General features: G+C 56.0%; 21 protein-coding genes. 9 read left to right on the forward strand and 12 right to left on the reverse strand.

The genetic code is table 11. The features are described 5' to 3' along the window. Positions 1 to 138 precede the first annotated feature (138 nt). Entirely contained in the window at positions 139 to 1,326 is a 1,188-nt protein-coding gene (metC, locus tag OSH03_RS11060) for a cystathionine beta-lyase (RefSeq protein WP_253543297.1), read from the reverse strand. A gap of 251 nt (positions 1,327 to 1,577) precedes the next feature. On the opposite strand from metC, the gene exbB reads away from it, so the two are divergent. Beyond that, positions 1,578 to 2,309, forward strand: a complete 732-nt coding sequence (gene exbB, locus OSH03_RS11065; protein ID WP_061097068.1) for a tol-pal system-associated acyl-CoA thioesterase — start codon at positions 1,578 to 1,580, stop codon at positions 2,307 to 2,309. A gap of 4 nt (positions 2,310 to 2,313) precedes the next feature. Further along, positions 2,314 to 2,739 (forward strand): TonB system transport protein ExbD, encoded by a 426-nt coding sequence (exbD, locus tag OSH03_RS11070; RefSeq protein WP_032643392.1) that lies wholly within the window; start codon positions 2,314 to 2,316, stop codon positions 2,737 to 2,739. Positions 2,740 to 2,781: 42 nt separating this feature from the next. Here the strand turns inward: exbD and OSH03_RS11075 are convergent, their stop codons facing one another. Then, positions 2,782 to 3,231, reverse strand: coding sequence for a cytoplasmic protein (locus OSH03_RS11075; RefSeq protein ID WP_266179048.1), 450 nt, complete (start codon positions 3,229 to 3,231; stop codon positions 2,782 to 2,784). A gap of 1 nt (position 3,232) precedes the next feature. Beyond that, positions 3,233 to 3,637, reverse strand: a complete 405-nt coding sequence (locus tag OSH03_RS11080; protein ID WP_014885230.1) for a hypothetical protein — start codon at positions 3,635 to 3,637, stop codon at positions 3,233 to 3,235. Positions 3,638 to 3,740: 103 nt separating this feature from the next. Between OSH03_RS11080 and OSH03_RS11085 the strand changes: the two genes are divergently transcribed. Both OSH03_RS11085 and OSH03_RS11090 read left to right on the forward strand, forming a co-directional pair. After that, positions 3,741 to 4,244, forward strand: coding sequence for an ESA_00282 family adhesion-associated protein (locus OSH03_RS11085; RefSeq protein WP_266179049.1), 504 nt, complete (start codon positions 3,741 to 3,743; stop codon positions 4,242 to 4,244). An 81-nt stretch (positions 4,245 to 4,325) separates the two neighbouring features. Further along, a complete protein-coding gene (locus tag OSH03_RS11090; protein WP_006811956.1) occupies positions 4,326 to 4,814 on the forward strand; it encodes a TIGR00645 family protein in 489 nt (162 codons plus the stop codon). Between the two features lie 77 nt (positions 4,815 to 4,891). Here OSH03_RS11090 and OSH03_RS11095 read toward each other — a convergent pair whose 3' ends face one another. After that, the gene (locus OSH03_RS11095) at positions 4,892 to 5,932 is read right to left on the reverse strand and encodes an aldo/keto reductase (protein WP_266179050.1); all 1,041 of its coding nucleotides are present in this window, start codon (positions 5,930 to 5,932) and stop codon (positions 4,892 to 4,894) included. A 257-nt stretch (positions 5,933 to 6,189) separates the two neighbouring features. Here OSH03_RS11095 and OSH03_RS11100 point away from each other — a divergent pair, with 257 nt between their 5' ends. The 3 genes from OSH03_RS11100 (at position 6,190) to OSH03_RS11110 (ending at position 9,133) form a co-directional block, all read left to right on the forward strand. Further along, entirely contained in the window at positions 6,190 to 7,737 is a 1,548-nt protein-coding gene (locus OSH03_RS11100; protein ID WP_266179051.1) for a methyl-accepting chemotaxis protein, read from the forward strand. 141 nt (positions 7,738 to 7,878) lie between these two features. After that, complete coding sequence (locus tag OSH03_RS11105) at positions 7,879 to 8,481, forward strand: helix-turn-helix transcriptional regulator (protein WP_266179052.1); 603 nt, start codon at positions 7,879 to 7,881, stop codon at positions 8,479 to 8,481. A gap of 7 nt (positions 8,482 to 8,488) precedes the next feature. After that, entirely contained in the window at positions 8,489 to 9,133 is a 645-nt protein-coding gene (locus OSH03_RS11110) for a response regulator transcription factor (protein ID WP_266179053.1), read from the forward strand. Positions 9,134 to 9,179: 46 nt separating this feature from the next. Here OSH03_RS11110 and OSH03_RS11115 read toward each other — a convergent pair whose 3' ends face one another. Together OSH03_RS11115 and yghU are read right to left on the reverse strand one after the other, a co-directional pair. Next, entirely contained in the window at positions 9,180 to 9,512 is a 333-nt protein-coding gene (locus OSH03_RS11115; RefSeq protein ID WP_061097074.1) for a YMGG-like glycine zipper-containing protein, read from the reverse strand. Positions 9,513 to 9,670: 158 nt separating this feature from the next. Further along, complete coding sequence (gene yghU / locus OSH03_RS11120; protein ID WP_266179054.1) at positions 9,671 to 10,537, reverse strand: glutathione-dependent disulfide-bond oxidoreductase; 867 nt, start codon at positions 10,535 to 10,537, stop codon at positions 9,671 to 9,673. 183 nt (positions 10,538 to 10,720) lie between these two features. Between yghU and gss the strand changes: the two genes are divergently transcribed. Beyond that, positions 10,721 to 12,583, forward strand: a complete 1,863-nt coding sequence (gene gss / locus OSH03_RS11125; RefSeq protein WP_266179055.1) for a bifunctional glutathionylspermidine amidase/synthase — start codon at positions 10,721 to 10,723, stop codon at positions 12,581 to 12,583. A gap of 52 nt (positions 12,584 to 12,635) precedes the next feature. Here gss and pgaD read toward each other — a convergent pair whose 3' ends face one another. The 4 genes from pgaD to pgaA are packed head-to-tail and all read right to left on the reverse strand — an operon-like array spanning position 12,636 to position 18,775. Beyond that, positions 12,636 to 13,070 carry a poly-beta-1,6-N-acetyl-D-glucosamine biosynthesis protein PgaD gene (gene pgaD / locus OSH03_RS11130; RefSeq protein ID WP_266179056.1) on the reverse strand — a complete coding sequence of 145 codons (435 nt, stop codon included), beginning with the start codon at positions 13,068 to 13,070 and terminating at the stop codon, positions 12,636 to 12,638. After that, positions 13,067 to 14,398 carry a poly-beta-1,6-N-acetyl-D-glucosamine synthase gene (gene pgaC, locus OSH03_RS11135; RefSeq protein WP_028014399.1) on the reverse strand — a complete coding sequence of 444 codons (1,332 nt, stop codon included), beginning with the start codon at positions 14,396 to 14,398 and terminating at the stop codon, positions 13,067 to 13,069. Before pgaC ends, pgaD begins: the two co-directional genes overlap by 4 nt. Continuing rightward, positions 14,391 to 16,328, reverse strand: a complete 1,938-nt coding sequence (gene pgaB / locus OSH03_RS11140) for a poly-beta-1,6-N-acetyl-D-glucosamine N-deacetylase PgaB (protein WP_266179057.1) — start codon at positions 16,326 to 16,328, stop codon at positions 14,391 to 14,393. Before pgaB ends, pgaC begins: the two co-directional genes overlap by 8 nt. 8 nt (positions 16,329 to 16,336) lie before the next feature. Then, on the reverse strand, positions 16,337 to 18,775 hold the full coding sequence (gene pgaA / locus OSH03_RS11145) for a poly-beta-1,6 N-acetyl-D-glucosamine export porin PgaA (RefSeq protein ID WP_266179058.1): 2,439 nt from the start codon (positions 18,773 to 18,775) through the stop codon (positions 16,337 to 16,339). 673 nt (positions 18,776 to 19,448) lie between these two features. Between pgaA and OSH03_RS11150 the strand changes: the two genes are divergently transcribed. Continuing rightward, a complete protein-coding gene (locus OSH03_RS11150) occupies positions 19,449 to 19,976 on the forward strand; it encodes a helix-turn-helix domain-containing protein (protein ID WP_266179214.1) in 528 nt (175 codons plus the stop codon). A 61-nt stretch (positions 19,977 to 20,037) separates the two neighbouring features. On the opposite strand, the gene OSH03_RS11155 is transcribed toward OSH03_RS11150, so the two are convergent. Both OSH03_RS11155 and OSH03_RS11160 read right to left on the reverse strand, forming a co-directional pair. Continuing rightward, a complete protein-coding gene (locus OSH03_RS11155; RefSeq protein WP_266179059.1) occupies positions 20,038 to 23,040 on the reverse strand; it encodes an autotransporter outer membrane beta-barrel domain-containing protein in 3,003 nt (1,000 codons plus the stop codon). A gap of 113 nt (positions 23,041 to 23,153) precedes the next feature. Continuing rightward, positions 23,154 to 23,468 (reverse strand): lipoprotein, encoded by a 315-nt coding sequence (locus OSH03_RS11160; protein WP_061097082.1) that lies wholly within the window; start codon positions 23,466 to 23,468, stop codon positions 23,154 to 23,156. Positions 23,469 to 23,535: the final 67 nt, after the last annotated feature.

A 23,535-nucleotide genomic window follows, 5' to 3' on the forward strand; every position in this document is an offset into this window, starting at 1 on the left:
TTCCTGTGGAACAGCAGAGATAACGCTATTGTACTCCCAATTTCACCTGTCGGGATTGATCGCAGGCGCAACTCATGCAGACTTTTCTGCTTGCAGTGTTCACAAAAGCGTCCGGGGAGTACATTTTAAGCCCGCACTCTACACGATACGTTCAAACCCTGCAGATAAATCCGCAATTAAATCGTCCACATTTTCTAAACCGATATGCAATCTAATCAGCGTGCCGCTGAAGTCCACCTCACCGCCGGGGCGCAGGGCCGCGATCTGCTCCGGCTGATTCGGCAGGATCAGGGATTCAAAACCGCCCCAGGAGTAGGCCATGCTGAAGAGGGTAAAATTATCCAGATAGCTTGCCAGCTCGTCATTACTCAGCCGTTTTTTAAGCACAAACGAGAACAGCCCGCTGCTGCCCGTAAAGTCACGTTGCCAGAATTCGTGGCCTTTACTTCCCGGAAGCGCCGGATGGTTCACGCGCTCAACCTGCGGATGCTGCGCCAGCCATTCAGCAATTTTCAGGCTACTTTCATGATGCTGACGCAGGCGAACCCCCAGCGTGCGGAGACCGCGGCTGGTCATGTATGCCGTGTCTGCGTCGACCATCTGGCCCATCAGGTAGGCATTTTCCCGCAGCTGGTCCCAGCAGCGCGCGTTGGAAACCGCGGTGCCAATCATCCCGTCAGAGTGGCCAATCAGGTATTTCGTTGCCGCCTGAATCGAGATATCAATATCGAATTCCAGCGCCTTAAACAGCACGCCTGCCGCCCAGGTGTTGTCGATCATGATGATCGCCTCTGGCGCTTTGCTGCGCACGGCCTTCACGATAGCCGGAACGTCGTGCACTTCCATGGTGATGGAGCCGGGAGATTCCAGGAACACAATGCGCGTGTTTGGCTGGATAAGTTCAGCAATGCCTTCACCAATCAGCGGGTCAAACCAGCCGGTGGTCACGCCGAGCTTGCTGAGAATTTTGGTGCAGAAATCCTGGCTGGGTTCATAGGCGGTGTTGGTCATCAGGATATGGTCACCCTGTTCCACAAACGCCAGAATAGTGTTGGCAACCGCTGCCGCCCCGCACGGGAACAGCGCGCAGCCCGCGCCGCCTTCCAGCTCGCACATCGCTTCCTGAAGTGAAAAATGGGTTAGCGTGCCGCGACGACCGTAGAACAGCCCGCCTTTTGCGCGGTTACGCGTGGCGATTTTCTTCTCCTCAACGGTATCAAACACCAGCGAGGAGGCGCGTTGAATCACGCTGTTGACCGATCCCTGAGTGTATTTCTTGCTGCGTCCCGCCTGCACCAGCGTGGTATCAAGATGCTTCTTCGTCATGTTCGCTAACCCTGTTTTTATACGTCTGGACGTCCAGACTACCACGATTGTAAAAAACTGCACCCGCATGCTTATCGAATAAGCAGAAAATATTAGCAAAAAAGCGCATAAGAAATTTTTACTGCGTAAGCGCAAGGAAACTGAGCGAAAATTACGGCACCATGTAAATACTAATGAGAACGACTATCAATTCGACGACTTTTTGATATTATTACGTTCAGATTTTGTGATTTGCGTCCTGGAGATACAGAGTGGGTAATAATTTGATGCAGACGGATCTCTCCGTTTGGGGCATGTATCATCATGCTGACATCGTGGTTAAGATTGTGATGATCGGCCTGATTCTGGCGTCCGTTGTCACCTGGGCTATCTTCTTCAGCAAAAGCGCCGAGCTGCTTTCGCAGAAGCGTCGCCTCAAGCGGGAACAGCAGCAGCTGGCTGAAGCCCGCTCTCTGGATCAGGCTTCTGAGATGACCTCATCCTTCCACGCGAAAAGCCTGACCACCCTGTTAGTGAATGAAGCTCAGAACGAGCTGGAACTCTCCGCCGGCAGTGAAGATAACGAAGGCATTAAAGAGCGTACCGGTTTCCGTCTGGAGCGTCGCGTTGCGGCCGTTGGCCGACACATGGGACGCGGCAATGGGTATCTGGCGACCATCGGCGCGATTTCACCGTTCATCGGTCTTTTCGGTACGGTCTGGGGCATCATGAACAGCTTTATCGGCATTGCCCAGACCCAGACCACCAACCTGGCGGTAGTTGCGCCGGGTATCGCGGAAGCGCTGCTGGCGACGGCAATCGGTCTGGTCGCGGCAATTCCGGCGGTAGTTATCTACAACATTTTCGCGCGTATGATCGGCAACTACAAAGCCACGCTCGGCGACGTTGCCGCTCAGGTTCTGCTGCTGCAAAGCCGCGATCTCGACCTGAATGCCAGCGCCGTGAAGCCGGTGCATGCGGCGTCTAAACTGCGCGTAGGTTGATTGTATGGCAATGCGTCTCAACGAAAATCTGGACGATAACGGCGAAATGCACGAAATCAACGTGACGCCGTTTATCGACGTCATGCTGGTACTGCTGATTATCTTTATGGTGGCAGCCCCCCTGGCGACGGTCGACGTGAAGGTGAATCTGCCTGCCTCCTCCAGCCAGCCGCAGCCGCGTCCGGAAAAGCCAATTTATTTGTCGGTGAAAGCGGATAAATCCATGTTCCTGGGGAACGACCCGGTAACGGATGCTTCCGTTATTCCGGCGCTGGATCAGCTTACCGGCGGCAAGAAGGACACTACCGTCTTCTTCCGGGCGGACAAAACCGTCGACTACGAAACCATGATGAAGGTAATGGACACGCTGCATCAGGCGGGTTATCTGAAGATTGGGCTGGTCGGGGAAGAGAAAGCGGCCTCGAAGTGATAAAGAAGCTGGCGAAAGCCGGCTTTTTTTATACCTGTTGGTTTATGCGCTTTTGTTGTCCGTCGGTGCGGAAGAGGGGGCTGCCAGCGCGTCTTCATCGAGCGCAACGCAGGTGACGTTGGACGTACGGTACTCACCGGCTGACAGTTTGCGCGTCAGGCGCAGGGTGGCGACTTCTCTGGCAAGCAGATACTGATAGTTAGCCTCAAGACGTCCCAGCAGTTTCTCTTTCAGTTCCGGAAGCTGTTCAATGATGGCGTTCATCACGGTGCCGTAAATCTCTTCTTTGACCTGTAGCGGATAAATTTCGCGGCGATTCTGCCATTTCAGACGCACCAGCGTTGCCGGGATCGATACCAGGTCTTGTGTAATACGCGTCATCTCGGCATTTTTTGCATTTCTCAGCGCCTCGATATTTTGCTTTAAGATAAATTCATCACTTTTTTTATCATCTAAAGTCAAATAAACGTCATTGTCTTTAACTTCTTTCACGTTAATCTTCCCCCAGGGTATAAAAAATAGGGTTGTTTTTTTCTCGCGTAATTAGATTAAGCCAAATTTCATTGCCGGCCTCATTTATTTCTTTCGTTTTTTCGGCCATTATTTGACTTAGTTTCTGGGCATCTATTTCGCCTTCTGCCTGCAGGTCATTCAGCAGGTGGACAAAAGCTTCAATTTTTATAGCCCGAAATAAGCGGTCTTTTATATGGCGATCGTGCTCTTCCAGCAGCATATTACGGGATTTGCCAGTGCGGGAAACGCCAATTAATATATCAGGCTCGAAATCAGAGAGCTTTCTTTTCCCCTGAGTGAAACTGGCCTTTTTTTCTTCTTCCGTCGGTTGCTGTTCCACAGGCGTAATGTGGTACTTAGCCGGGACGAGATAGTCGGGCAGCATTTTTAATTTCCTTTAATTTCAACAGGGTGGGGTTGGTAAAGGCGTGAGATTCGTTGACAATATCATGAGGCAATTTTAAAATCAAAAAAAATGGAGCCAACCCATGAACAGCATCTTTTTTACGGTCATCACATTACTATTACTGACCGCTGGTGTGCTTTTATTGATGCAGGAGTTCAATAAAACGAAAGTGTCGAAAGACACCAGTGAACCGCCACAGCCTGAACTGATGACAAAAGAGGAAGGAGAAGATCATTTCTCTGTTTTGATGAACTCCGTTACGCCTGTCTGGTACTGGCGGGTGAATCATGAATATATCGATTTCTTACACGCGACAATTAAGCGCATGAAAATGTCGGAAATTAACGACACGCCCGGTCTGTTTGAGGCGCAGCGTCGCTGTAGCGATCTGAATTCAGCGGTTTATAAATATTACGACAACATCAAAAAGCGCTGTCTTAACGGTGAGAAGGTCTCGTATTCCGACCTGGACGTATTAAACCTTCGCCAGTGTTTTCGCGAGTTTAGCCTGGAAGCCTACCCGGAGCTGGTGGTGCTGGTCTGGCCGGAGTATGCGCGTCCAGAGGTTAACCCGGACGACATCTGAGTGACGTACTGGTTAGTTCTTGCAAACAGTCAGCGCCGTTGAGATATACTGAGCGCTGGTTTCGTTTGCAGACAGGATTTTATGGAACGCTTCTTTGAAAACGCAATGTATGCCTCTCGCTGGCTGCTCGCACCCGTCTATTTCGGTCTTTCCCTGGCCCTGGTCGCCCTGACGATCAAGTTCTTCCAGGAGATTTTCCACGTATTGCCTAACATTTTCTCCGTGGCGGAAGCCGATTTAATTCTTGTTCTGCTGTCGCTGGTGGATATGACGCTGGTGGGCGGCTTACTGGTGATGGTGATGTTCTCCGGTTACGAGAACTTCGTCTCTCAGCTTGATATCGCCGAGCATAAAGAAAAGCTCAACTGGCTCGGGAAAATGGATGCGTCATCGCTGAAGAATAAAGTTGCGGCATCTATAGTGGCGATCTCCTCTATCCACCTGTTACGCGTGTTTATGGACGCGAAAAACGTCCCGGATAATAAGCTGATGTGGTATGTGATTATCCACCTGACGTTTGTGCTGTCGGCGTTCGTGATGGGGTATCTGGATAAGATCAGTAAGAAATAAGGTACACATCCCCCCTCACCCTGCCCTCTCCCCAGAGGGGAGAGGGTTAGAGTGAGGGGCGAAAGCATCGGACTGCACTATTTATCCGACGACGCCTGCCACAAATTCAGTTCCCCATCCGCCACGTGCTGGTCAATCCGCGTCAGTTCATCTTCCGTAAAGCGCAGGTTATCCAGCGCCCGAACGTTCTCAGCAAGCTGTTCAGGGCGGCTCGCGCCAATCAACACTGAAGTAACGCGTGCATCTTTCAGCAGCCAGCTTAGTGCCATCTGCGCCATCGTCTGCCCGCGCGCCTGCGCCATCTCATTGAGCAGACGAAGACTGTTCAGGTTAGCTTCGGTCAGCATTTTCTGCGTCAGGCCGCGCACTTTGTTCCCTTCGCGCTGCATGCGTGAACCTTCCGGAATACCGTTCAGGTATTTTCCGGTCAGCAGACCCTGCGCCAGTGGGGTAAAAGCGATACACCCCGTGCCGTTTGCTTCCAGCGTATCCAGCAAGCCGGTCTTATCGACCCAGCGGTTAAGCAGGTTATAGGACGGCTGGTGGATCAGCAGCGGGATCTTCCACTCGTGCAGCAGCGCGGCCATTTTTTGTGTGCGCTCGGTGGAGTAGGAGGAAATGCCTACGTACAGCGCTTTCCCACTCTGAACCGCGTGAGCCAGCGCGGAGGCCGTCTCTTCCATTGGCGTATTTTCATCCACGCGGTGAGAGTAGAAAATATCCACGTATTCCAGACCCATGCGCTTCAGACTCTGGTCGAGGCTGGCGAGCAGATACTTGCGTGAGCCGCCCGAACCGTACGGCCCCGGCCACATGTCGTAACCGGCTTTGGTGGAGATAACCAGCTCGTCGCGATACCCGGCAAAGTCCTCACGCAGCAGGCGGCCAAAGTTCTCTTCCGCGCTACCCGCAGGCGGGCCGTAGTTGTTGGCAAGATCGAAATGGGTAATCCCGAGGTCGAAGGCTTTACGCAGCAGCGCGCGCTGGGAATCAAGGGGCTGAACGTGGCCGAAGCTATGCCACAGGCCCAGCGACAGCGCGGGCAGGCGCAGGCCGCTCTTGCCACAGTAGCGGTACTGCATATTCTCGTAGCGGGTAGCGTCAGGGTACCAGGACATGATGTCTCCTTTCTTATTTAATGAATTTTCGAAACAACGTTTTTATTCTGTGTTTATCAAATCATAAATCATCCGGATAAGCGACGACATGCCCAAACCCTGTGATGTTGAAAGGGAATGCTTAATCGTGGCTGTGCTACCTGTGAAGCCACGCTAACGAAAAATAATCACAAAAGGTTATAATTTCCCCGCACCCTGCCGATAACGAGAGTAGCACTCGCCTCTGGGCGAATTCACCCTCACGGCAAGGAAGACTTATGAATATGCTCCGTAATTTCACGATCCGTTTCGTCATGCTGACGATCCTCGGGATTTTTTGTTTAATGTGGGCGGGCGTCGGGCTGTACAGCACCTGGTCCCTTTCACGGGTATCAGACGGTAATGAAGTCGATCGCCAGCTGGTCAAACAGATGATGGTGCTCAGCCAGGGCAACGATCAGTATTTCCGCTTTGTCACCCGGCTGAGCCGCGCCATGGAGGTCAAAGCCGCTGGCGGCACGCCGGATTTATCCTCTGCCCAACAGGCGCTGGACAACATGGGTAAGAAACTGGCCGAGATGAAGGCGATCTCGCCTGGCCCAATGGATGAGCGGATCTCTGCGCAGGTAATAGGGGCCTGGCAGGCGCTGCTCGATCGGGGCGTGACGCCGCAAATGGAACAGGCGAAGCAGGCGACCCTGGACGGCTACCGCCAGCAGGCCAACAACGTTACGCCGCCGCTGAGCCGTGCGTTCGGTGCCGCCGCCGAAGAGTTCAACAATGCCGCCGCGAAGACGCTCGACAGCACCCGCGTGGTGGTGGACGGCCTGACCAGCATGACCCGCACGGTTATTATCGTCGCCACCATTATCGGCCTGCTGATCCTGCTCTTTACCGACCGCTACCTGGTGGCGATGCTGGTCAAACCGCTGGAGCGTATTCGCCAGCAGTTCCGCCAGATTGCCCAGGGCGATCTCAGCCAGCCCATTGCGCCTTTCGGCCGCAACTGCGTGGGACAGCTGGTGCCGCTGCTGAGCGCCATGCAGGACAGCCTGCGTGAAGCGGTCAGCACCATTCGCTCCGGCAGCGAGAATATCTGGCGCGGCGCGACGGAGATCTCCAGCGGCAATAACGATCTCTCTTCCCGTACCGAAGAGCAGGCTGCCGCGCTGGAGGAGACGGCTGCCAGCATGGAACAGCTGACCGCGACCGTGAAGCTGAACGCGGAAAGCGCGCGTCAGGCCAGCCAGCTTGCCGATGTGGCCTCAACCACCGCCAGCCGCGGCGGCTCGCTGGTGGAAGAGGTGGTTACCACCATGAGCGGTATTTCTGAAAGCTCGAAGAAAATTGCTGAAATTACCAACGTTATCAACAGCATTGCCTTCCAGACCAATATTTTGGCGCTCAATGCGGCCGTAGAAGCGGCGCGCGCGGGCGAGCAGGGGCGTGGTTTCGCCGTGGTGGCGGGTGAAGTCCGCAACCTGGCAAGCCGCAGCGCCAACGCGGCAAAAGAAATTGAAGGGCTGATCGCTGATTCCGTTACCCGCGTCGAGCAGGGGGCGCAGCTGGTGAGCGACACGGGCACCACCATGGACGCGATTTTGCGCGACGTGACGGAAGTGACGACCATTATGAAGCAAATCGCTTCCGCCTCTGAAGAGCAAAGCAAGGGCATTTCGCAGGTCGGGATTGCTATTACGCAGATGGACGGCGTCACCCAGCAGAACGCCTCGCTGGTTGAAGAGGTTTCCGCGGCGGCCGCGGCGCTGGAGCGCCAGACCGAAGAGCTTCAGCGCTCGGTGCAAAAGTTCCGCCTGACGGCCTGATCTTCCCTACTAAGGCCGCTGCGTGCGGCCTTATTGTCGACGTTGGTGGGTACCGCAATGTCCAATATTGTACCTCATCCAAATTGAATAAATCCGTCTGAGAATTATCCTGTACGAAAAAACATAGTCAGGAAATTTGCGATGGACTGCATTCGCCCGGTTAACCGGGTCATTCTTTTCGAGCCTCGGGCATTAGTACAAAAAGGGATATGTCTCTTTTTACGCGATCAGCAGTGTGAAATTGTTCACTGCTGGTCTTTGGAACAACTTTCCGCAGCGCTTTACGATCGTACCGATGCCAGAAAAATTCTCCTTGCAGGTATCGGCGGCCTTGGAAAGATGCTCCCTGGCTTTATCCGCACTTTGCATTATCCCCGGGCAATGCTTTTGACCTCATTTGTTTATTTGTCCTCCCGGGATGCGTTACTGACAAAGATGCTGTTGGGCGCAGGCGCCGATGTATGCCTTGACGAGGCTGAGCTTGAAAGCTCGCTGCTTGCACAGCTTGCTGCGCCTGTAACCGCTCAACGTCGCGATGAGCGGCTTACCGCATCAGAGCTTAATATACTGCTGGATTACGCCTGCGGCATGCAGGCCCGGGAGATTGCGGCACACCGCAAGTGTAGCTACAAAACGGTGTTCACTTTTAAGCGTAATGCTCGACTGCGGCTCAATATAGAGAACGGCTTCGGATGGAGACGTTTAATGCTGCATCTCTCCCTGCTCATCTCACGGTATGAATGAGGCTTCCATGTTTACATTTCAGATTCGCTATATTGCTCATCCAGGTATTTATCTGTCAGGTATACGAGGATGTCTGGACAATATTGTCCACAATCAATCGCACCGGGAGTACTGTTTTTCTCCATATGTTTTTAACAAAAAGGAAGAGATACACCTTCTGGTTATTGATGCCACGTGCCACGAAACGATTAATGATTTTCCGGTTGCCGTGTTGAATTTATTAAAGCGAAGAACCACGTTAATGCTGGTTAACGCGTTACAGAAAACGCTCATAGAACAGCTTGAGAAAGCGCATTGCTGCTCTGTGCTATGCGTCGATGAAATGACTTTCGACATGCGGGACATCCTGGAAATGACGATGCATAACAAACGATACCTGAGCCCTTTGGTGATGCGTATCGGGCAGCAACGCGATCCGGAAGATGAGATTGCGCTTACGCCTTCTGAATACCAGGTCATGAAATATTTCGGCAATGGATTGAGTGGCGTAGAAATATCGAAGCGCTTGTTTCGCAGTGAAAAAACGATCAGCAGCCATAAGCGCAGGATCATGAAAAAGCTTGGCGCAAGGAGTGACGTTGAGCTTTGCCAAAAAATTGATTCGCTGAAAAATAAGCTACGTTTTGCGAGCGTCAGAGCCGGAGAGAAATAGCGAAGGTGGGAGCGCCGGGTAACTTACTGCCGCCCGGCGCCGTTAATCAGTGGGTCGCTTCACCAATCAGCGCGCCCGTGCCCGCGCCAACGGCTGCACCTTTCAGCACGCTGTTGCCCGTCACCGCAGCCGCGCCCGCGCCAACGACGGCACCCACGGCACCGCCCTTACGCGCGTCTTTGCCTTTTTCGCCGTTTTTGAACATTGCCCCCGTGCCTGCGCCAACCACGGCACCGCCCACGGTTGATTTCAGATCTTTGCCCGTGGCTGCGCCAATAGCGGCGCCTGCTACCGCGCCGGCAGCGGTTTTGTCGATGGCCATTCCCGAGGTGGAAAACATGAGGGCGCTGATAACCAGCGTTGTTTTAATAAGTTTCATAACAGATCCTTTGTGACTGCTGTCAGTTGATACGTCATTTCTCACGCTGAGGCGAGAAAAACGTCCAGATAGTGCCAGCAATAGCCACTCAACCTTTAGGCTAATCATGCCCTGGTCAAGGTTCCTGATTGCCGGGCGGGGCTCCGCCCGGCGAAACGTTACGCCTGACGCTTGTCTTCCGTATTGGTATCGAAGTCGCTCGCCGCGTGGCGTTCGTGGAGCTGCTCGTTCAGCTCGCCGCTGGTGCGGTTAACGATGCGACCGCGCTTAACCGCATGGCGGTTCGCCACGTCCTTCGCCCAGCGCTGGACGTTGGTGTACTTCTCCGCGTCCAGGAACTCGGCGGCGTTATAGACGCTGCCCAGCGCCACGCAGCCGAACCATGGCCAGATCGCCATATCCGCGATGGTGTACTCCTCACCCGCCACGTAGCGGCCGCGCGCCAGCTGTTTATCCAGCACGTCAAACAGGCGCTTGGCTTCCATGGTGAAGCGGTCAATCGCGTACTCTATTTTTACTGGCGCGTAGTTGTAGAAGTGGCCAAAGCCGCCGCCGAGGAACGGAGCCGCACCCTGCAGCCAGAACAGCCAGTTCAGGGTCTCGGTGCGGCCAGCCGGATCTTTCGGCAGGAAGTGACCAAATTTTTCTGCCAGATAAAGCAGGATGCTGCCGGATTCAAATACGCGCGTTGGCGGGTTTGTAGAGTAGTCACGCAGCGCCGGAATTTTCGAGTTCGGGTTTACGTCAACAAACCCGCTGGAGAACTGATCGCCCTCGCCGATGCGGATCAACCAGGCGTCATACTCCGCGCCCGTCACGCCCAGCGCCAGCAGCTCTTCGAGCATAATCGTCACTTTCTGGCCGTTCGGTGTGCCCAGCGAGTAGAGCTGCAACGGGTGAGAGCCGACAGGAAGATCTTTCTCATGCGTTGCGCCGGAAATCGGACGGTTGATGTTGGCGAACGCGCCGCCGCCGTTCTTTTTCCATTCCCACACTTTTGGTGGCTGATACGTGTTGTCTGACATGTTGGCCTGCCTTTTCGGTGTTGTGTTGAGGCAGTGTAGCAGGAGATGAATGAACCGTTTAACGATGTGAGCGTAATGGACAGGGCAGGTGTATGATAAACCCACCTCTGTCAGGTTAATTACAACGTGCAGACGACGACAACCCTTCAAAAAATTGCCGCCTGCCTGTTTTAGGTTGGATACATGCGTAAAGGAAAGTTAAGCAGTGATGCGCCATTCGGGACGTTGTTAGGCTATGCGCCGGGTGGCGTGGCGATTTACTCATCAAATTACGGCAGTCTGGATCCGCGAAAATACCCGGAAGACGCGGATTTCCGCAGCTATATTGGCAACGAATACATGGGCCACAAGTGGCAGTGCGTTGAGTTTGCCCGCCGTTTCCTGTTCCTCAACTATGGCTTCGTGTTTACCGACGTCGGCATGGCGTGGGAGATCTTCTCCCTGCGCTTTTTACGCCAGGTGGTGAACGATAACATTCTGCCGCTACAGGCGTTTGCCAACGGCTCAAAACGCGCGCCGCGCGCCGGGGCGCTGCTGATCTGGCAGAAGGGCGGCGAGTTTCATGAGACCGGCCACGTGGCGGTGATTACCCAGCTTCTGGACGATAAGGTGCGTATTGCGGAGCAGAACGTCATTCACTCCCCGCTGCCGCTCGGGCAGCAGTGGACGCGCGAGCTGCGCATGACCGTGGAGAACGGCTGCTACACCCTTCATGACACCTTCAGCGATACCGAAATTCTCGGCTGGATGATCCAGACGGACGACACGGAGCACAGCATTCCCCAGCCTGAACCGGACGGTGAACTGCTGAAAATCCGCGGCGCGCGGCTGAAAAACAAACGTCAGTTCGACGGGAAATGGCTTAACGAGGACGATGCGCTTCAGCAGGCGTATATTCGGGCAAACGGGCATGTGATCAACAAAGATCCCTGCCAGTATTTCACCATCACCGAAAGCGCCGAGCAGGAGCTGATCAAGGCCACCAACGAACTGCACCTGATGTACCTCCACGCCACCGACAAAGTGCTGAAAGACGACAGCCTGCTGGCGCTGTTCGACATCCCGAAAATCCTCTGGCCGCGCCTGCGTCTCTCCTGGCAGTGGCGTCGCCACCACATGATCACCGGTCGTATGGATTTCTGCATGGATGAGCGCGGCATTAAGGTTTACGAATACAACGCCGATTCCGCGTCCTGTCACACTGAAGGCGGGCTCATTCTTGAAGAGTGGGTGAAAAACGGCTATCGCGGTAACGGGCATAACCCGGCGGAAGGGCTGCTGGAAGAGCTGACCGGCGCATGGAAGCACAGCCACGCGCGGCCTTTCGTGCACATCATGCAGGACAACGATGTCGAAGAGGACTACCACGCCCTCTTTATTCAGCGCTCGCTGATGCAGGCCGGGTTCGAGACCAAAATCCTGCACGGTCTGGAGGCGCTGAGCTGGGATGCCGCCGGGCAGCTGATTGACGACGAAGGCCGCCACGTCAACTGCGTGTGGAAAACCTGGGCGTGGGAGACGGCGATAGAGCAGATCCGCGAGGTGAGCGAAACCGAATACGCCGCCGTGCCGATCCGCACCGGACATCCCGAGGGCGAGGTGCGCCTGATTGACGTCCTGCTGCGCCCGGAAGTGCTGGTCTTTGAGCCGCTGTGGACCGTTATTCCCGGCAACAAAGCGATTCTCCCGGTGCTGTGGCAGCTGTTCCCGAACCACCGCTACCTGCTCGACACCGATTTTGAGGTTAACGACCTGCTGAAGCAGACCGGGTACGCCGTCAAGCCGATTGCCGGACGCTGCGGCAGCAATATCGATCTCATCAGCGCCCAGGACGAACTGCTGGATAAATCCAGCGGCAAGTTTGTTGACCGCAAAAATATCTACCAGCAGCTGTGGTGCTTGCCGAACGTCGACGGCAAGTACATTCAGGTTTGTACCTTTACCGTGGGCGGGAACTACGGCGGGACCTGCCTGCGCGGGGACGATTCGCTGGTGGTGAAAAAAGAGAGCGATATCGAGCCGCTGATTGTACTTAAGGATAAGTAACGTCCATTTGCGGTAAAAAAGCCCCCGCCGGGCATCCAGCGGGGGCTTTTTGTTACTGAGCTTCCTCGTCCTGCTGCGCGCTGGTTTTCAATTCGATAATGCGTCCAATCTGGTCATGATAAACCGTCAGCAGGTTGTGCTGGCTCATCTCCGAGATGAGCTGCGGTGAGACGTTAAAGCTGCGGGCAAGTTCGTCATGAGGCAACAGGCCCGGCTGACGCCGCCTTGCGTGCGTGCGGCGGCGGTTGTACTGATACCACAAAATCAGCAGCCAGCCGTTGAGCGCGGCGAACAGCAAATAGATCAACACCGTATTAAAGGAGGCAATAATCACGCTCCACCGGTGGTCGCTCTCCTCGGTTAACTGCATCCACAGCCTGGCATACAGGAAAAACAGAAATCCGCCCCAGGCCACCACGGTTAACGCGGCATCAAAAAGACGCGGCAGCAGCCGATGTTCAGTCAAAATTAAGGTATTTTCGTTCATTGAAGGCTTCCTTTTCCCCGGTCCGGACTGATCCAGCGCGCGCGGGCACGCTGACGTTTAAGCATGACTTTTGGAAATGCGACGAGGGTGGTGAACAGGCCAATCATCCAGTAGACCATCGGGAACCAAATCACCCAGAAAAGCGAGCTTGCCACCTTGCGCTCATAGCGCCGCTCGATGTACAAGCTGACCAGGAACTGCAGCAGGCACATCACGCCCAGCAGCAGCCCGGTAAACGCCGGGGGAAACAGGGTTTCAACGGTCAGCCTGGCGGGAATGGGCGCGACGTGGCTGATGATGTACAGCAGCACCGTTATCGCATACGCGAAGGCCCACAGCGTTGACAGCGCGTACTCCAGAAACAGAGGCCACATGCGGTGATGCTCCCAGCGCACCATCTTGCGCAGGTTGACCAGAAACACCTCCGCGCCGCCCTGGGCCCAGCGCAGGCGCTGCTTCCACAGGCCCTTCAGCGTCTCCGGCATCAGGATCCAGCACAGCGCCCGCGGCTCGAAAAAGATATCCCAGTGGCGCAGCTGGAGCTTCCAGCTGATGTCGATGTCTTCGGTGATCATGTCCGGGCTCCAGTACCCGACGTCCGCCAGCGCCTGCCGACGAAAGGCGGCGATGACGCCGGAGACGGTAAAGACCCGGCCATAGATCCGCTGCGTCCGCTTGATGAGCCCAATGATGGACGAAAACTCGCCCACCTGAATGCGGCCAATCAGCGTGGAGCGCGTGCGAATGCGCGGGTTCCCGGTAACCGCCCCGACGTGGGGATACTGAATCAGCGGCGCGACCAGATAGGCAGCGGTGTCGCGGTCGAGCAGGGCGTCGCCGTCAATGCAGACCAGCAGATCGCCCCGGGCCGCCGCCGCCCCGGCTTTGAGCGCCACGGCTTTTCCCTGGTTCTCCGCGAGGTTAATCACCCGCAGGCGCGGCTGCTCCAGCGCCAGCTGCTGCAGCACCTGCGCGGTGTTGTCAGACGAGCCGTCGTTGATGGCGATCACTTCAATATTCTCGTACCGCTGAGCCAGCGCGGCGCTGATGGTCTCTCTGGCGTTTCTTTCCTCATTGAAGCAGGGGATCAGAATAGAGATGAGCGGCTCGCCGGCGAGCGTCGGGGCGGGCGTGTCTTTATCCCACGACCAGCGGCGTTCAAGCTGAAACCAGAAATAGAGCCCGCCGGTGACCCAGAGCACGGACATAAACAGCGGCCAGAAGAAGACAAAATCCAGAATCAGCTCGCCGGTAAAGAGGGCTGCTACCCCTAACGGCAACCCGAATACCAGACATAAAATTGAAAAGGCGATTATGCGATCAGTCATTGTCAGGGTACCAGTAGGAAGAAAATACGGGCCTGATGCGCGAAATATCAGGCTGGTTGTTGATGAAATCGTCAGGGTAGTAGCCGTAGTTTTTGATGCCGTTCAGCTGGAGGACGCGCATCCACGCCGCAAGCTGGCTGTCGGAAACGGCGCGCTGCGGCTTCTGCTCCCAGTCTCTGGCCTGCAGCTCGAAAATGGTTTTATCCAGCGCGCCGGGCCGCGCGGCGACGGCCTTGATCAAACGCGTCAGCCACGCGTTGCTCTCGTTCGCCGGAACGGACTCCATCAGCGGCATCGCCATGGGCACCGTCCAGTCATAGGCCGCCAGAAAATCATCGAGATTCTGCGCAAACCACGCTTCGCTTTCGGGCTGCAGAATGGGCAGGACGAACATATTGCGCGCGGTTTTTATCTGCGGGCCGCGGATGTGCTTCACCGCCTGGCCCAGGGCACGGGTAAACCCGATAAGCCTCCGGCTTTTCTGACGCGTCGTGTCCTGCCCGGCATCGTCAACGTCCGTCAGCACCGCATCGTCATGGAACAGGATCCCGTTGAAGCTGGCGTAGCGGGCCAGATCTTCATAGATTTCCGTCACCTGCTGGCGAACCTGCGGGTCCCACGGGGAGAGCCTGATGTAGGGCTCATTGGCCTCGCGCAGCTGTCCTGTCCGATCGTCCCGGCGCTGAACGCGCGGCAGGGCAGGATCGAGATCGAACGAGAGCACCGGCATCCACGCGAAGACCTTCACCCCCGCCCGGGTTTGCAGCTGCCAGGAGACGAAGTTAAAGAGATCGGCCCGGACCGGAAGTCGGCTATTGGGGAAATAGAGCGCCTTGATCCTGCCGTCGCCCTGCGGGTCGGCAAACGCCTGCAGGAAGACGTGGCTGATCTTCATGTCGTAGACCCGCTGGATCAGCCTGTTGATGTTTTGGGTCTGCTGAGCCGGATCGGGATCGTAAACGTAGTCGAGATCGACGTGCATCACGCGCACGGGATCGCGCTCCTGAACCCGGCTGACCGTACTGGCAAACGCTTTGAGTGAGGGATTCCCGGCAATCAGCAGACGGGGAATGTTGCCCAGTTGATGAACGTCCCCCAGACCGTCTTCCAGGGTAAAAGCCAGCTGGTAGCCCTGCTGCCTGGCGATGGCGAGCGACGTACCGCTGGCGGCACCGTAAGGCCAGACCCAGGCGCGCGGCGCTTTGCCCGTCACCTGCGCGATTTTCTCTGTCACCTTGCGGACGTCATCGCCGATCCGCTGGCTGAACTGCTGGTCAGTTTCATAGCGCCCCGTCGCTTTATCATAAAAGCGGTTGGCGATAGCCGGTTCGCGGCTGCCCTGCGGGTTGGCGACGATCCCGTAATGCGAGGCCCAGGTATGCGATCCGATCTCAACCAGCGGAGACCGGCTGAGCTCGCGCACCATGTCCCAGGTCGCGAAGCGATCCCGGGGCGTCATCAGGCCGCCAAAGTTCACCTTCTGGTTTGCTGGCGTATCTACCCAACTGCCCACCGGCGCCCAGAGCGCAGGCACGTTCCAGGCCTTAAGCAGCGGCCAGACGCGGGTGTAGAAGCTGCTGTAGCCATCGTCAAAGCTGAGCAGAACGGCTTTCGGCGGCAGCGTTTTTTTCCCGTCACGCGCGTCCAGAATGTCCTGCACGCTGATGGCGTGATAGCCGTTGTGCAGCAGCCAGCTAATCTGCTCGTTTAGCGCGCTGGTGCGCACGGAGAGATAGCGCTGATCGGCGGCATCGTCTTCGACGTCGTGGTAGGCCAGCACCAGAAACTGGTTCTGCGGCCAGGGTTTGCTCGCCTCCGGCTGCGGCCGCTCGTTGGGCGCAACGAACGAGATCGCCTGCGCCCAGACGCTCGCGCTGAGGCATAGCCAGCCGGTGAGTATCAGGCTCACGGAAAAACGTGTGTTCAGCATATTCATCCTTAAAAGCGTAAAGTCGCGTCAAGCGTGACGGAGAGGTTGCTCTCGCGTTTGCCGTCGTAAGGGCGTTTGTCCCAGTTCAACATCACGCCGGTATCAATGACGTTATTCCACTGGACGCGTTGCCCGTAGCCCAGCAGGGCGATGGCGCCAGCGGACTGGTTTTTCTGCCAGTAGCTGCCGCCTCCCGCCACGAACTGCTGGCTCCAGAGGGTGTCGTAATGGCGGTACATCTCATGGTCAACGGACAGGACGGCCGTCACGGACAGATCCCGCGCCGGGTTGTAATAGAGCGTGTCCCGCAGGCTGTTTTTACTGGCGGCGATCCCTGGTTCAAGATCCAGCGTCAGGGTCGGGGTCTGCCAGAGACGCTCCTTACCCGTAAGGGTGTATTCCTGTCGGCGGTTATGGTCTGAGAAGCGGCTGACGGCGGCGCTGAACTGGTACTCGCGGCGCTCGTTTTGATACCAGCGGATCCCGCCTTCACCCCGGTTGGCGCTAATCCCGTTGCGTAATGCCCGGAGCGGCGTGGTGCGGGATAAGCGTTCAAGGCTGCCGCTGACCTGCCAGCTATCATTGAGAAAGTACGTGGTTGAGAGGCGAGCACCCGGCTTGTTTTCACCGTGATAGCGGTTGCTGGATACCTCGGCTTCGAGCTGAAGGTCGCGAGGACGCCACTCGACGCCGCCCAGGAGATGACGGCTGGTGCCTTTGCCTTCATCGAAATTACCCTGCGCATAGCGGGTACCCGCAAACAGCCGCCAGCTATCCGCTACCGGGGGACCATAGAGCGTGGCGTCCCCGTTCAGGTCGTGCGTCCCGCTGATGGGGTTATCGGAGTGCAAACCCTTGCTCGCGTTAAGGCGCAGCTCGGACATGTGGTGCACCGTTCTGAGCCTGTCCAGACGCCTGGCGCTGCGAGCGGTGGGCGCGCGGGCAAGCACGTCGTCGGCCAGTAAATCCATCTGGCGCCACTCCTGCAGATCCATGGCGACGTAAGCCTGCTGCTGCTCCAGCTCCAGGTTTGATGGCTCCAGCGCCTCCGCCCTTTTTAACGTTTGCTCCGCCGCGCGCGGCAGGCCCCGGGCCTGAAGCAGGGTGGCATAGTCAATCTGCAACCCCTGGTTGCCCGGCGCCGTTGTGGCCAGACGGTGCGCCAGCTTATCCGCGTCCGGCAGGGCGTTGGTTGAGAGCAAATAGTTAAATTTGAGCGACTGCCCGGTAAGCCACCGATCGTTGGGCTGCGGAGTGGGCGAGCCGAAATCGTAGCGGGTCCACGGAACGCTGCGGGTCTGGCGCTCTACGTACTGGCGAGCGGACTGATACTGTCCCGTGTCCAGCCAGGCGTAGAAAAGCGCGTGCTCCTCGTCCTGCGGGTCGGCGGCGTATTGCGGATAGCGTTGCAGCAGCGCGAAGGCGGCAGCCGCGTTTTTCTCCTGCAGATACGCGGAGATGACCCAGCCGATGGCCCAGCCCGGCACCGGATGCTGGGCTGCCGTAAGATCCTGATATTCGCTAATCACCCGTGGGTAATCAGCATGGGCGTACAGCGCGCCAAGCCTGTCGATACGTGCAAGGACGACGTCTTCCGCCGCCTGCGGTTCGTTTTTCCAGCGGGAGAGCAGCGCGTCGTAACGATTCAGTGCCGTTTGCGCCAGCTGAAGGCGCTCTTTTTCCGTTCTGCCAGGCACGTCGGCAAGGCGAACCCATTCGGCGGCGGCATTAAGCTCAAGACGACGGCGCTGCGCGGGAGTCAGCGTTACCCTTTGTGACAGCATCAGCGCGGGAGTGCTCACCCGGCTATCCGTTAGCGCGTCAATCTGCTCGCTAAGGAGCGCTTTATTTTCCGGCGCGAGGGCCAGCGCGCGCGTGTCCGCTAAAAGCCGATCCCAGCTTTTTCCCTGGCGAAACCAGACGTACGACAGCGCCTGAAGATGCGCCGGAGAGGGATCCTCCGTTACCAGCTGACGGGCTTCATGCAGAGCGAGCGTATCCATGCGGGCATCGGCCAGGGTTTTGATATAGCCGATACGATAATCGTCATTATTTGGCGCAAGGCTACGCGCCTCTTTCCAGAGCGATAAGGCAGGCTGCCACGCTTTTTGATTTCTTCTGGCCTGCGCGACAGCCGCAACGCCGCGAGCGGGCAGCGGCATATAAATGCCATAGCGCTGCCAGACCTGAATCACCTCGTCATCACGACCTGCCCACGCAGCCACCTGTAACCAGTCCGCCACTTGCTCGGGCGTCAGAGCATGCTGTTGCTGGTAACGCTGAAGGTAATTGAGGAACGGCGCGTAATTGCCGTTACGTGCCTGTTGAATCTGTTGCTCATAAACGGATTCCGTTGCCTGAACGAGAACAGGAAACAGAAATAGCAGAAACAATAATCCTGGGACGCGATAAAAGAATAACGTATTGAAGCGAAGCGATCTTTCCATATCTATTTGCCATTTGTTTATCATGAATCCATTGCATAACACGGCCGCCTTTTAACTCTGCGTTAAAGGCCATAAATGAGAACGTTAAATCTGAATGCAGTAGCGTTATGGGGTACTTACTTTAAGGTAATTATGGATCCTCCTCGTTGTGGACTGAATGGAAGGTAATGTACACCTGATATGTTGCCGGATAAATATGGTGAAAAGCGGATGGGTGGTTTTGGGATAATTCTGGAATGAGATGGCTTTGATGATTATTTTGAATTGAGAAGGTATTTGCAACTATATGATATTAATGCTTTTTGTTTATATTTTTTTGGGTTTGCTTATATTTTAAATGTGGTTTGATTGTAGCAATTAAAGTACTTTCTGGTGCATGTTTGGGAAGTTTCATGACAAAAAGTCTTAATGTTCAGCGAAGTGACTTTTCTGCGATTGTTTTTTATTTATAATTAACGCCAGCCATTGAATGAAAGTCTACAGGAAGTCTTACTCATCAATGTCAGTATTGAGGGATGTTCAACGCCAGAATACATATTGTCGTTAATATTACAGCGCTATAAAACGAAGGCGGCCTTCTTTCTGAAGGCGCGTTCTTGCTTTAATCTAAAAGGGATGGTTAGTGGCAACTTCAATAGTGTTAGTGACCCAGGATCGCTATCTTGTCAGGGGGATGAGGCTATTTTTCCCGGATATTATCCTGCTCGACTCGATTGACAGAAACATATTTGATAACGGCGCAGATGAATATTCTGTGTTGATTGATAGTCGTTCTCCGCTCCGTTTATATGATTACCTGATACGCCATCCGGCCAGAACAAAAAAAACGATCTGCTGCGTTATGCTGGATATGCGACATCGCGAGGAGAATCTACTCAGTATGAAGTTGTTTATGAACGCGTCGCTTACGGCGCCGGATATGGCGTCGTTATTTAACCTGGTGCTCAATATGAAGGGCAGGCGTCTGACCACCAAATGGCTGCTTAACTTACGGCTTAGCACGCACGAAGCGATCATGCTGCGGTTGCTGAGGGCAGGTATGTCGATGGAAGCGATTGCCGATGAGCTGAACACATCGGTGAAAAGCCTCTATCGCAAACGTACGGCACTGTCGGAACGCCTGGGGGCGGAGAACTTCAACGAGGCGTGTTTATTTATCTTTAAAAACAAACTGCTGGACGCAGATGGGAACGATCCCTGACTTAGTCAGAAGCCAAAAGCGAAAACCCGCCACGAGGGCGGGTTCATTAAATGGACATAATTCAGAATGACCAGCGCAGATTCGCATTAACCGAGTTGACGCGGGTATCCGCTCCATATTGCCCCTGATAACCCACATCCAGCGTTGCAGCACGAGAAAGCTGTACGCTCACGCCGATATCACCCACCATCACGTCCTCATCCACGGCCTGACCCTGAGTAATGAACGCGTCGCTGCCCGCAAACGCCATGCGCGAAGAGGTATTCTTATCGCCATAGGCGTGCTGCCAGCCCAACGAACCGTAGAGGTTAACGTTCTTCGGCAGCTCGGTCACACCACGAACCCCGAGGGTGGAGTAGAAGGTGTTCATCGTTTCGTTACGTACGCTCAGCGCTGCGGCGCCGCCGTCTTCCCTGAAGCTGTCGGTATGCAGTCGAACGTACGATAAATTGACGAACGGCTCGATATTCATATCAGGCTGGCCGAAACGGTAGCCCGCTTCGGTGAACGCCAGCAGCGAGTTGGCGTCGTAATCCGACTTCAGCCGGTCAGAAAAGCCGCTGAAATCAACGCTGCGCTCGCCTTCAATCTTGTGCCAGGTGTAACCCAGCGCGCCGCGAAGGGAGAACGCATCCTGTTGACCCGCCGCATACAGGCCAAGATGGTAGTTATCGGTATCCGTTGAGGAACGACGGCTATCGACGTCGTAATCACCGCGGCTGTAGCCGAAGTAGCCGCCGACACGCACGTTATGGTCCGCCAGCTTGCGATCGCCCCCCAGCAGGAAGCCGGTGGTGTTGCCGTCCAGCTTGCCCACGTTACCGTCGCCGCTGTTTCGGCTCCAGGAGCTGAAGGTCTGGCCCCAGACGCCGTTGTTTTGCGGCTCCGGCTGCTGCACCAGCGACATCGCCAACGGTGGTATCGGCAGGCTGTCGTTATCAAACGCGCGCTGCATGCGCTGGTTTAACACGTTAAACACCTGCGTGCTGCCGGCGATCAGGTTGGACTGTACTGATGGATAAACTTCACCGGAAAGCTGGTTGAACGCCTCGCGCGCTTCCGGCGCGCTCAGCACCAGCAGCGAGTTGTACAGCGCCAGCGACGGGCCGCTTTGCGTCAGCGTGGAGAGCGCGCCGGCGGTATTCCACTGGTTGCTGCTTTCGGCGACGGTCTGGAAAATCCCCGGCTTGCCGCTGCCCGGGTTCTCACCGCCAGGGTTTCCTCCGCCCGGGTTCTCACCGCCTGGGTTTCCTCCACCCGGATTCTCACCCCCCGGGTTTTCGCCTCCCGGATTCTCGCCGCCGGTCTCTTTCTGCGCGATGGTCAGATCGACGGCGTTGGTGCTCTGGTTGAGCGCCACGTCCAGGAAGGCGGATTTAGATATCGCCCCTGCGAACTGACCGTCAATTCCGCCGTCGGAGGTTAAAATGCGGTAGCTTTGGCCCGTTTTGTAGCTGGTTTGCGGATCCAGCGCGGTGACCAGTACCTGAGCCCGATCGCTGATGGTCGTTTTGCCTGCTACCAGCAGCTGGTCGCTGCGGCCATCACCGGCGATGTCGACGTCATAGAAAGACTCGCCCACAAAATTCAGATAACGTTTCAGCGTCAGCGTGCCGATATCGCCATCCCCGGGTGAGATATGCCCGCCGGACAGGATCTCGGTCTGGCCCAGCGTGCCGTTCCCCCCCAGCGTGCCGCCGGCCTTGATTGACGCGGCGCTGCTGTAGCCAAGCCCGTTGCTAACGTCGGATCCCGCCGTCGCGTTGAGGATCAGCGTCCCGCCGTTCTCGGCGCTAAGGGTCTGAATATCAAAAATATCGTCTTCTGGCTGGGTGTTGATGTTGCTGGCGATAATCACTTTGCCACCGCGCGCGGTCACGTTCGCCTGAAGGGCTGAAAGATCGCCGTTCAGCGTTGTCTGCCCGGAGGTATTGATCACCTCACCTTCGCCGCTCATCGTGTTGCTGAAGACGTAATTTCCGTCGGTATGGTTGAAGTAGACATAGCTGCCGAACAGCCCGCCGCGCAGGCTGATTGCCGTATTCGCATCGAGAGTACCCGCGCCGCCCGCCGCGCCAAGCGTTGGCTCAGTTAAACCGGTGCCGGTGTCCATATTGCCGCGGCTGCCGATGATGAGCGCACCCCGGTTAGAGCCGGAACCCGAGGTCCCCACGATCAGCGTATTGCTGCCAGCGGAAAATGAACCGCCGTCAATCACCGACAGCACGCCATTGCCATAATCGCCCACGCTCACGCTGCTGCCGCTGGTAAAGCGCGAGTCTTTGCCCGCAATAACCAGCTCGGCGGTTTTACCTGCCCCGGAGACGCCGGCTACCTGCACGCCGCCAACGTTAACCGCACCGCCGTTCAGCACGTCCAGGTCGCCATAAAGCGTCAACGTACGGCCAACGTTCCACTGTGAGCCGCCCCCCGTGACGGTGGCTTTCGGGCTCAGCGTGTCGGTTTCACCCGGCCCGGTACCGTTGCCGATGCGCGCATCGTAGGCGGTGCTGAGCGCCGCGCCGTCCTCAATCGCCAGCGTGGAGCGTGCCCCCAGATCGGTGCCTACGCTGAGAAAATTACTGGTCACGCGAGAGCCGGCGCCCGTGGCGATAAGGTGGCTGTCGTAGCCGCGGGTGGTGCCGACAACGATCTCCTTTGCGCTGGCCAGCGCGCCCTCTTCGACTCGTAGGGTGCCGAGGCCAAGATTCAGGTCGCCGCGCAGGACGTACTGATCGTTCACCGCGTTAAGCTCGGCGTTTGGCCCACGGACCGTGACCACGCTTTCATAAATTTGGCCGTCGAACAGCCGACCGATGTTGATGTTATAGGCGGTGATTTTGCCATTATCGATTAGCAGGTTTCCGGGTTGATTACGCCCAACGTAAACATCTCCGGTGTAACCCAGCGTTTCGGTAATACGCGAATCGCCATCAAAAATTGCATCGGCTGCGCGTGCGAAATCGGCAGGTGAAAGCAGTAACAGCGGCGCGGAAAATAGAGCGAGGTAAAGTCTGGAAAGCGGCGTCTTAACCGCTAAAGCATGCGATGTAGAGTTATTCACGGGCTATCTCCGTACTCATTAGCGTGATGTCTGGAAAATCGTTTTTATGAAAACTCAGATACGTCAGAAAATATAAAAGGCGTTATTTATGTACGCCTTTTATTTGCCGTTAATTATTTATGAGTGACAACAGGGGTACAGGTTGGCGCGCTCAGCGTCGGGGCGGATCCTAAAATCCCCGGCATCATCATTGATGAGCAATCGAAAATACGCCCTTTTTCCGTCGTCGCGCGATAAGACAGTTTTTGCCCTCCCAGTGCGTCCGGCTGGGCGCCATTAACATTGGTCACGGTTATTTCATCCGATGAGCCCAGCCCCAGCATTTTAGCGGTCTCCGCCTGCAGGAGTGGAATAGCCTGATCGGTTTTTAGCGTGGAACAACCGGCTAGCATCAACGTAACGGTTAAAAAGACGAGAGGTTTTTTCATAAATTATCCTTGATATCCAATCAGTTAATTTCACTGATTGTATTTATGTTTTCAATTACCCAAATCA

Source organism: Enterobacter nematophilus, from assembly GCF_026344075.1.
Taxonomy (GTDB): domain Bacteria; phylum Pseudomonadota; class Gammaproteobacteria; order Enterobacterales; family Enterobacteriaceae; genus Enterobacter; species Enterobacter nematophilus.

What these genes read in the sequence shown, in the direction of transcription:
- metC (WP_253543297.1), bottom strand. Translation starts at nt 1,326, where the DNA reads ATGACGAAGAAGCATCTTGATACCACGCTGGTGCAGGCGGGACGCAGC.
- exbD (WP_032643392.1), top strand. Translation starts at nt 2,314, where the DNA reads ATGGCAATGCGTCTCAACGAAAATCTGGACGATAACGGCGAAATGCAC.
- OSH03_RS11080 (WP_014885230.1), bottom strand. Translation starts at nt 3,637, where the DNA reads ATGCTGCCCGACTATCTCGTCCCGGCTAAGTACCACATTACGCCTGTG.
- OSH03_RS11085 (WP_266179049.1), top strand. Translation starts at nt 3,741, where the DNA reads ATGAACAGCATCTTTTTTACGGTCATCACATTACTATTACTGACCGCT.
- OSH03_RS11090 (WP_006811956.1), top strand. Translation starts at nt 4,326, where the DNA reads ATGGAACGCTTCTTTGAAAACGCAATGTATGCCTCTCGCTGGCTGCTC.
- OSH03_RS11095 (WP_266179050.1), bottom strand. Translation starts at nt 5,932, where the DNA reads ATGTCCTGGTACCCTGACGCTACCCGCTACGAGAATATGCAGTACCGC.
- OSH03_RS11100 (WP_266179051.1), top strand. Translation starts at nt 6,190, where the DNA reads ATGAATATGCTCCGTAATTTCACGATCCGTTTCGTCATGCTGACGATC.
- OSH03_RS11105 (WP_266179052.1), top strand. Translation starts at nt 7,879, where the DNA reads ATGGACTGCATTCGCCCGGTTAACCGGGTCATTCTTTTCGAGCCTCGG.
- OSH03_RS11110 (WP_266179053.1), top strand. Translation starts at nt 8,489, where the DNA reads ATGTTTACATTTCAGATTCGCTATATTGCTCATCCAGGTATTTATCTG.
- OSH03_RS11115 (WP_061097074.1), bottom strand. Translation starts at nt 9,512, where the DNA reads ATGAAACTTATTAAAACAACGCTGGTTATCAGCGCCCTCATGTTTTCC.
- yghU (WP_266179054.1), bottom strand. Translation starts at nt 10,537, where the DNA reads ATGTCAGACAACACGTATCAGCCACCAAAAGTGTGGGAATGGAAAAAG.
- gss (WP_266179055.1), top strand. Translation starts at nt 10,721, where the DNA reads ATGCGTAAAGGAAAGTTAAGCAGTGATGCGCCATTCGGGACGTTGTTA.
- pgaD (WP_266179056.1), bottom strand. Translation starts at nt 13,070, where the DNA reads ATGAACGAAAATACCTTAATTTTGACTGAACATCGGCTGCTGCCGCGT.
- pgaC (WP_028014399.1), bottom strand. Translation starts at nt 14,398, where the DNA reads ATGACTGATCGCATAATCGCCTTTTCAATTTTATGTCTGGTATTCGGG.
- pgaB (WP_266179057.1), bottom strand. Translation starts at nt 16,328, where the DNA reads ATGCTGAACACACGTTTTTCCGTGAGCCTGATACTCACCGGCTGGCTA.
- pgaA (WP_266179058.1), bottom strand. Translation starts at nt 18,775, where the DNA reads ATGGAAAGATCGCTTCGCTTCAATACGTTATTCTTTTATCGCGTCCCA.
- OSH03_RS11150 (WP_266179214.1), top strand. Translation starts at nt 19,449, where the DNA reads ATGAGGCTATTTTTCCCGGATATTATCCTGCTCGACTCGATTGACAGA.
- OSH03_RS11160 (WP_061097082.1), bottom strand. Translation starts at nt 23,468, where the DNA reads ATGAAAAAACCTCTCGTCTTTTTAACCGTTACGTTGATGCTAGCCGGT.